This is a genomic window from Candidatus Rokuibacteriota bacterium (genome assembly GCA_016188005.1).
Lineage (GTDB): Bacteria > Methylomirabilota > Methylomirabilia > Rokubacteriales > CSP1-6 > UBA12499.
The window spans coordinates 45,830-53,224 of record JACPIQ010000123.1 but is presented as its reverse complement, the minus strand read 5'-3'; the positions used below and the strand labels follow the sequence as shown (position 1 = coordinate 53,224).

At 69.7% G+C, this 7,395-nt stretch carries 7 protein-coding genes; all 7 read right to left on the bottom strand.

Annotation, left to right across the window (positions count from 1 at the left end; translation table 11 throughout):
* Nucleotides 1-769, bottom strand: a 769-nt coding sequence (locus HYV93_24410) for a multicopper oxidase domain-containing protein (GenBank protein ID MBI2529116.1), incomplete at its 3' end; no start/stop codon positions are given.
* 30 nt (nucleotides 770-799) lie between these two features.
* Nucleotides 800-1,318 (bottom strand): DUF3105 domain-containing protein, encoded by a 519-nt coding sequence (locus tag HYV93_24405; GenBank protein MBI2529115.1) that lies wholly within the window; start codon nucleotides 1,316-1,318, stop codon nucleotides 800-802.
* Complete coding sequence (locus HYV93_24400; GenBank protein MBI2529114.1) at nucleotides 1,315-1,758, bottom strand: tetratricopeptide repeat protein; 444 nt, start codon at nucleotides 1,756-1,758, stop codon at nucleotides 1,315-1,317. The genes HYV93_24405 and HYV93_24400 overlap by 4 nt, the downstream gene beginning before the upstream one ends.
* A 337-nt stretch (nucleotides 1,759-2,095) precedes the next feature.
* Nucleotides 2,096-2,359 carry a hypothetical protein gene (locus HYV93_24395; GenBank protein ID MBI2529113.1) on the bottom strand — a complete coding sequence of 88 codons (264 nt, stop codon included), beginning with the start codon at nucleotides 2,357-2,359 and terminating at the stop codon, nucleotides 2,096-2,098.
* Between the two features lie 333 nt (nucleotides 2,360-2,692).
* The gene (locus HYV93_24390; GenBank protein MBI2529112.1) at nucleotides 2,693-4,387 is read right to left on the bottom strand and encodes a cytochrome c3 family protein; all 1,695 of its coding nucleotides are present in this window, start codon (nucleotides 4,385-4,387) and stop codon (nucleotides 2,693-2,695) included.
* Nucleotides 4,380-5,435, bottom strand: coding sequence for an SMP-30/gluconolactonase/LRE family protein (locus HYV93_24385; GenBank protein MBI2529111.1), 1,056 nt, complete (start codon nucleotides 5,433-5,435; stop codon nucleotides 4,380-4,382). The genes HYV93_24390 and HYV93_24385 overlap by 8 nt, the downstream gene beginning before the upstream one ends.
* Nucleotides 5,435-7,390, bottom strand: coding sequence for a hypothetical protein (locus HYV93_24380; GenBank protein MBI2529110.1), 1,956 nt, complete (start codon nucleotides 7,388-7,390; stop codon nucleotides 5,435-5,437). The genes HYV93_24385 and HYV93_24380 overlap by 1 nt, the downstream gene beginning before the upstream one ends.
* Nucleotides 7,391-7,395: the final 5 nt, after the last annotated feature.

The window sequence follows — 7,395 nt, the reverse complement described above, 5'->3', positions numbered from 1 at the left end:
TGTTCGCGATCCGCACCCGCACCAGATCGCCCTCCCGCACCGCCCAGCGGTCGTTGAGCGGGAACGCCTTGCCGTTGATGGTGAAGTAGTTGTACGCCATCCCCGCCATCGCGTTCGCATGGCCGCCCGGCGTGGCGCCGTGTTCGCCTCCTTCGGCGATGGCCCAGGCGGAGAGCATCATGAGGACCTCCCGGTCGAACCGCGGGTGCCCCCGGGTGTTCTGGGGATCGATGATGAACATCCCGTACAGGCCGGCGTCGATCTGCTCCACGGCCCGCGCATGGGAATGGGAGTGGTACATGAAGGTGCCCGCGTGGCTGGCGAGGAACTCGTATCGAAAGGCCTGGCCGGGGTTGATCCCCTCCTGGGTGAGCCCCTCCACCCCATCCATCGCGTTGGGCACGTGAAGCCCGTGCCAGTGAATCGCCGTGGACTCCTCCAGGTTATTCTTCACCGTCACGACGACCCTGTCGCCTTCGGTCGCGCGGATGACGGGCCCCGGCACCGTCCCGTTGATGGTGATGGCCGCTGCCCTGACGCCCGTCGCGGGCTCCCACGGCCCCGGCCGGATGTCCAGCGTGTACTCGCGCGTACGCCTGGTGGGCCTGATCGTCACGGTGTCCGGGAGAGGAGGAATCTTCCGGACGGCCGCAGCCGTGAGGTACGCATGAGGGTCGGGTGTCGCCGGCTGGGCCGCGACGGGAAGGGCTCCCAGCAGCAACCCCGTGAGGAGCAGCACCTGGGTCACTCGTGCAGCGATCTCATTCATCCGCCGTCCTCCGTGCCAAGGCGTTCTCTCTCACAGATGTTTCTGAATGAATGCCACGATGCGGCTCTCATCAACGTCCTCCATGGCCTCGAGCACGCCGAGCGTGGTCAGCGCCACGCGCGGACTCATCCGGGGGTACGGCGCGAGGTAGACACCCCTGGGATAGCGCTCCACGATGCGCGTCAACTTCGCGACCACCTCGGAGCAGGGGGCGCAGCTGTACTGCACCAAGATCCCGGGCCGGTCGCCAGGCTCCCCCGGCTCCCGGTGTTCCAGGATGTGCCGCTGCATCTCCTCGGGAATCGACGACGGGCAGATCCGGCACGAGGGGTAGGACTCGACGTGGGGATTCATACCCGTGGGCGGGTAGACCTTCGCCGTGACTGCCTTCGTGACGAGCACGCCCCCGCCCCCGACGACCAGCAGGCCTACGGCCGCGTAGAGACCCCACCGCTTCGCGATCCGTCCACGCCCCCTTCGCCGCTCGGCAGCCAGCCGCTCCTGGCGCTTCCTGTCCTTCTTGATGCTGCGTTCCTGCCCGTTGCTCATGGCGATCCCTTTCCCGGGGCTGGCCGCTGCGGGCCCCCGAGCCGCTCCCTGGCCCGCAAGACAGAGCCGCGAGCCGTGCCGGCGTCCCTGGCGGATTCCGGCACCAGCGCCAGAAACCGCTCCCACACCGCAATGGACTCGGCGTACTGGGCCTTGGCCTCGAATAGCGTCACGGCCTTGACCCAGAGTGCGTGGGGATTGTCCGGGTCCATGGCAAGCGCGCGATCCACGTAGCCCAGTCCCCTGTCCGCCTCCCCAACCCCGCCGAGAGCCATGCCGAGGTGGATGAGCGCCTCGACATTGTGCATGTCCTCCCGAAGGACCCGCTCGTACACCGAGACCGCCTGGCCGAACCGTCCCGCTTCGACATCGGCGTGGGCTGCCGAAAGTTCCCCCGCCCGGCCCCCACCGGCACCAGCCGTGGCGGACGGCATCGCCATTCCCGCCATCCCGCCCGCTGATCCGCCAGTCATGGGCCCGCCTTCCGCGCGGGGTTCGACGAATGCGACGATCAACACCCCGAGTAGCAGCCCGAACCCTCCGATCAGCACTGCGGAGAGGACGAGAGCCGCGCGACGACTGCCCCACAGCCTCATGGCAAGAGCGGGACGTGGTGCCCGAAGGTCATTTCTCTCACCTCCGCGGGGCCACACGCACGGGCGGTTACGCCGGGCGAAGAAAGCCCCGATAAGCGTTCGGATCCACCGAAGAACGGGGACGCGTGTCAGCCGCTGGGCGTCCCCGCTCGAGGCGAGGGGAAGCCAGCGTCAGCGAGAACTACGCGGACTGCTCCGGAGGCTGGAAGAGCGAACCCGCCCGGCTCGGCAGGCGGGAGAGTCGGCGGGGAGGCACCAGCCGTTCGGCGAACGGCAGGACCGGGACGGCGGCGAACGCCGTCGCGGTGAGCGAGTAGGCGCACGCCGGTCCGTGCGCCCCGCCCGCCGTGGACTGGTCGCCCAGGAGGCCGTCGGGATGCAGCGCGCAGCCTGCGACCCCTGCTCCGAGCAGACACACAAAGAGGATCACGAGAAATCGCTTCATGCGCACATCCCAGTGTGCCTTCGGCTTACCACGGCGTCTCAGGACTGTCAATCGCGGCTCCCCCCGCCTGGCCCCCCGGCTGCCGGACGACCACCACGCCGTGATGGGGGCTCCGACCGTTCCCGCTGCTGAGCGCAGTGTACCAGTGCTCCCCGGGACGGCGAAAGACCGCGCGGATGTCGCTCGAACGCTCGACCACCTCGTGGGCACCACGATGCGGGTCCGTCTCGAGGCGTAGTCTCCCTGGGGCGTCACTCCGCCATCGGACCAGCTCTCCGACATGCACCTCGATCCTCTGTGGCGACAGCCGCCCCCGTCGCCTCGAGGGTCTCCTCAGTCGGGGTATGTCTTCGGCTCGTGGTTCTTGCCGTGGCAGAGGAGATAGCACGTGCCGCGGCCGGGCCCGGTCGAGATGTACTCGAGGCGTTTCTGGCCCTGTGAGGGGCTCACGACCGTCTTCCCGGTCCGGTCGCGCAGCATGAAGTTGATCAGCCGGATGCTCTGGCGCGAGCCGTGGGCGTCGTGGCAGACGGCGCACGACGCTTGCGTGTCGACGACGTGCTTCTTGTGGAGGAACGTCCGAGCGCGATCCTCGATCAGGACGCTACGATTGTGGCACTTGTAGCACATCGCATAGGCCTGGTACGACTCCGACGATGGATCATTCACCTGGTACTCGCGCTCGAGGATCGGCGTGTAGCGCGAGCCATGCGAGCCGCGGGGCCGCGTCCCGGCGGGCGTCCACTCGTCGTTGTTGTGGCAGTCGGTGCAGTAGAGGAGGCTCCCCGCCGACCAGCCGGCCTCCAACCCCCCGACGGCGTCGTTCTTGCCGTTGGTCGCCACTGGGTGGTACGAGGGATTGCTCGGGCTGATCTTCAGCCGGATGTTCCGCGTGTTGTCGCTCCGGACGACGCCGGGCGTCGTCTGATCGCGCACGCCGTGGCACTTCAAGCATACCTCGTACTCCTGCTGGACCTCGGTGACGCTGGCCCCCGCGAGGTTCAGCCCCCGGACGCCCCGGAGCCGCCCCGGGACGGCGGGCGCGCTGCCCGGCGTCGTGATCGCCTGGTGCGGGTTGTGGCAGTCGGTGCAGGCCACGTGACGGGCCATGGCGGCAGGATCCTCGTGCGGCTCATGCGTCCAGCTCGTCGCGGTGATCGGGTGGGCGCTCGGCTTGAGGAACTCCGGGTCCAGCCTCGTCGCCGCCACGCTCCCGCTGTGGCAGACGAGGCAGACGGCCGGCTCCTGGGGGTCGCTCAGGAGCCGGGGGGGGCGCGGCGCAGCATGGGGCCGGTGGCAGCTCTCGCACCCGTTGTCGGCCACCGTCGTGTAGGGCGAGCTCGGCCAGGGGTTCGTGCCGCTCCCATTCCAGGTCGCCACCGAGGTCGCATGCGCCGACCCCACCCAGTTCCGCTGCCGGTGGCACGCCGTGCAGAGCGCCGCGAACCGGTCGTCCACACGGAGGAACTTCCGATATCGGTTCTCGTGAGGGTCATGGCAGCTCGTGCACTGGAGCTGCCGCGTGCTGTCCAGCGGCACCGCCTTCGGGAGCCCTGTGGGGTCCACGAGCTGCCCCTGCTTGAGGGCCAGGGCCGTGTCGAACAGGAAGGACGCGGGATGGTCGTCGGAGAGGTCGGTCCCGAGCGAGGCGCGTCCCGTGAGGGGGCCGAGGGTCGCCGGTCCCGTGGCGGGCGCCACGCGCAGGTTGCCAAGCGCTGTCGTCCCGTCGTGGCACGAGAGACAGAGGCGGGAGGCTCCGGTGGGCTGGTTTAGCGTGGCCTCCAGGGTCGAGCTGCCGTACAGATTGTACGTCCTAGCCGGGAGGTCACGATTCCACAGCGCGACGGTCTGGCCGGCCCTGTGAGGGGTGTGGCAGAAGATGCAGACTTCCCCCACACCCGGGGCCTTCACGGCGCCCGCGCCGGTCGCGGAGAGGTTGTGGACGGTGTCCACGATGCCGGCCCCCCCGGCGGCCGCAGGGGCCAGCAGCGCCGCGCACACCGCGAGGGCGACGAAAACCCTACTCATCGCCCCCGCCCCTCAGGTACTCGAAGATCTGGATCCGCTGGTTGTAGGCATCCGCCACGTAGATCCGGTCGTCGGGATCGATGAACACCCCCGTGGGGAGCCAGAACTGGCCGGGCCCCAGGCCTCGCTCCCCGAACGACAGCAGAAACCGGCCGCGGCGATCGAAGATCTGAACGGCGTCGAAGAGCGCCTCGACCACGTAGATATGCCCCTCGCTGTCGAGAGCCACGCCCTTCGGCCGCGCGAACTCGCCCGACGCATCCCCGTGCCGGCCGAACATCGACGCGAAGCGCCCGTCGGCGGTGAACATCTGGACGCGGAACCCGAGGGAGTCCGTCACGTAGAGGGTGCCCGTGCTGTCCACCGCCACGTGGGTGGGGAAGTTGAACTCACCCTCGCGTGTCCCGCGCTGGCCGATACTTTCCAGCAGGACCCCTTCGCCGGTGTAGATCCAGACGGTGTGTGCCGCGCTGTCGGCCACATACAGACGGTCCCGCGCCGCATCGAAGGCGAGGCCGGCCGGGCGATGCAGCGCCTCGCCCGTGATCGTCGTGGTCACCTTCAGGTCTTCGTCGAGCACGAAGATCGACCGCAGGAACGAATCGGCCACGTAGACGCGGCCCTTCGGCGCGAGGGCGAGACCGACGGGGGAAACCAGGGGCCCCCGTCCCGCCATCTGCGTCTTCCGGAATCGCCCGGATCGCACCTCGAGGGCCCACACGGCCTGGCCGCCCGCGTCCGCCACGTAGATCACCCCGCCCCTGGCGCCGACCGCCATGGGCCGGATCAGCCACGCCTCCTCGCGACCGACGATGATCTGCCCGAGCCGCTCCCAGAAGGACGGCTCCACCCCGAGATCGGCCGGCCTCGAGACGCTCTGCACGAAGCGGATCCGCGGCCGCGCCGGCGGCGCCGGCCACGCCCGCCGGGCGGACACCGCCTGGTGCTCCGGCGCCGGGGGCATCCTGGCCGGCACACAGCCCGTCGCGGCAATCGCGACGAGAAGCAGGCCGAGCGCCGGACTCTTCGCGCTTGCTCCCTTTCTCATCAGAACCGCCTGATAGTCTTCAACAACGCCCGGTACTCTCGCGTCTGGGTGCCTCCCCGCTGGCGGTCCAGGAACTCGAACGTCGGCGCCACCTCGACTCTCCGGAACAGCCAGCGCGCCAGGAGCCGCGCCTCGATCAGCTCTTCCGTCGGCTGGGCGCTGTCCTCGAGCCTCCGGAGGCCCCCGCTCAGGTCGACGAAGAGCGTGCTGCCGACCGCGTAGGTCAGCGTGGCGCGGGCGGTCTGGCTCGTGGTCTCCCGTTCGGGATCGGAGAACACGGCGCGCGTTCCGTCCGCGCTGAGCCCCAGGGTCAGCTCGGGGAGGATCACGATATTCGCCAGGCCGCTGGCCCGGACACTCTCATAGTTGACCCGGGTCGAGGCGAATCGGCGCGCCTCGCCGAGCAGGCTCGCGCGCGCCCGACCGCCGTCATACCGCAGCTCGGCCCCGACCGTGTCCGAGCGCTGGTCGTCGAGGAGCCGGCTGTCTTGGCCGGCGATGAGGTCCTGACCGGTCTGCTCATGCGAGGCGAAGACCCGGATCCACCGGTAGTCGACGGCGACGTTGCCGTGCAGGGTCGCCGTCGTCAGCGTGAGCGAGCGCGGCACGCTGAACCGATAGTCCACGACGACGGTGTCGCCGGCGTTGATCCCCGGCGTGGCGCCGGCGCAAGGGATCGGCACGATCTCGGTGACATCGTTCGTCGTCCGCAGCGTGTAATCCTGGCCGGCCACGAGAGCTGTCGGCGGACCCGGCGGCAGGAGGCAGCCCGCCGGGAGAGGCCCCGCCCCCGTCTTCGTGACCACCACCGAGGCGGCGCGGACGAACCGGTTGGCCAGAGCGATCGGCAGCGCGAAGGGCGTCGCCGCGGTATGGGACTCCTGGGAGACGGCTGTCTCCGCCGCGTCGAACCGGTTGTCCTCGTACCGCAGGCCTCCGCCTAGCCCCGCGGTGAGCCTCCCGCCAAGCGGCAGGCGCTTCGTGTAGCCCCAGCTCAGGCGGCCTCCGTAGCTGTCCTTCTCCCCCTGGGGAAGGAACTGGCGGATGCCGTCAACAGCGGCCGTCGTGGTCAGGCTCTCGTAGAGCCGGTGCTGCAGGCTCGCCACCGCGCTGTGCGTGGTGTTGGCACCCCCGGCGGTGTCAGAGCGCAAGAGGAAGTAGCGATAGCTGCTCCGGAGCGCCTCGGTGTGGTCGACGCGCAGCGACTCATCCGCGCTCCAGGTCGTCGACTCCGAGAGCCCCGTGCGCGTGTGGTACCGCATCCTCGAGTCCCAGTGCCGGTTCAGCTCCTCCCCGAAATCCAGGCCGTAGCTGACCTGCCCCTCGTGGCTCCGGAAGCCCAGCGCGGGGAAGAACCGATCCGACTCGTCGACGAATTCGTAGAGCAAGCTCGTCTCGCTGTCTTCCCAGCCGCGCTGCCCCTCATACCGCAGAACGTTCCGCCTGGCGCCGCGGCGCGTGACGGCGCCGGCGATGCGAGACTCCTCGTCCTGCAGCTCCTGGCGGAAGCTCAGCGAGGAGGGGATGTACACCCGTCTCGCGAAGAGGGTCCCGCCGCGGCGCTCGCTCACGCCCTCGCCCTGCCCCGCCAGCTCGCGCGAGACGATGGATTCGCTCCGGTCGGCGAACAGGTTGAGCGAGAAGGGCTGGTCGGCCAGCACCGTCGCCGACGCGTCATACCCGAGCAGGATCCCATCGCTGGACGCGGTCTCACCGTCCGTCTCAAGCGTATCCCTCGCGTAGCCGAAGCTCCCCCCGAGCGAGAGGGTGAGGAGCCTCGGGTCGTACAGGTACGCTCCGGTGTTCCGCACATTGAGGCGCTCCTCCGAGTGGAACGCCTCCGCGCGGGCTCGCTGCTCGCCGGTTCTCGTGTCGGTCCGCCTGAGATCGGTCACGCCTTCCAGCGCCCCGCCCCAGCTCCCGAGCCGGAACACCTGGGCGTGGGTCGGGGCCACGCCAG

Excerpts from the sequence above, each read along its gene's own strand:
- HYV93_24390 (MBI2529112.1), bottom strand. The coding sequence starts at position 4,387 with ATGAGTAGGGTTTTCGTCGCCCTCGCGGTGTGCGCGGCGCTGCTGGCC.
- HYV93_24405 (MBI2529115.1), bottom strand. The coding sequence starts at position 1,318 with ATGAGCAACGGGCAGGAACGCAGCATCAAGAAGGACAGGAAGCGCCAG.
- HYV93_24395 (MBI2529113.1), bottom strand. The coding sequence starts at position 2,359 with ATGAAGCGATTTCTCGTGATCCTCTTTGTGTGTCTGCTCGGAGCAGGG.
- HYV93_24400 (MBI2529114.1), bottom strand. The coding sequence starts at position 1,758 with ATGGCGATGCCGTCCGCCACGGCTGGTGCCGGTGGGGGCCGGGCGGGG.
- HYV93_24385 (MBI2529111.1), bottom strand. The coding sequence starts at position 5,435 with ATGAGAAAGGGAGCAAGCGCGAAGAGTCCGGCGCTCGGCCTGCTTCTC.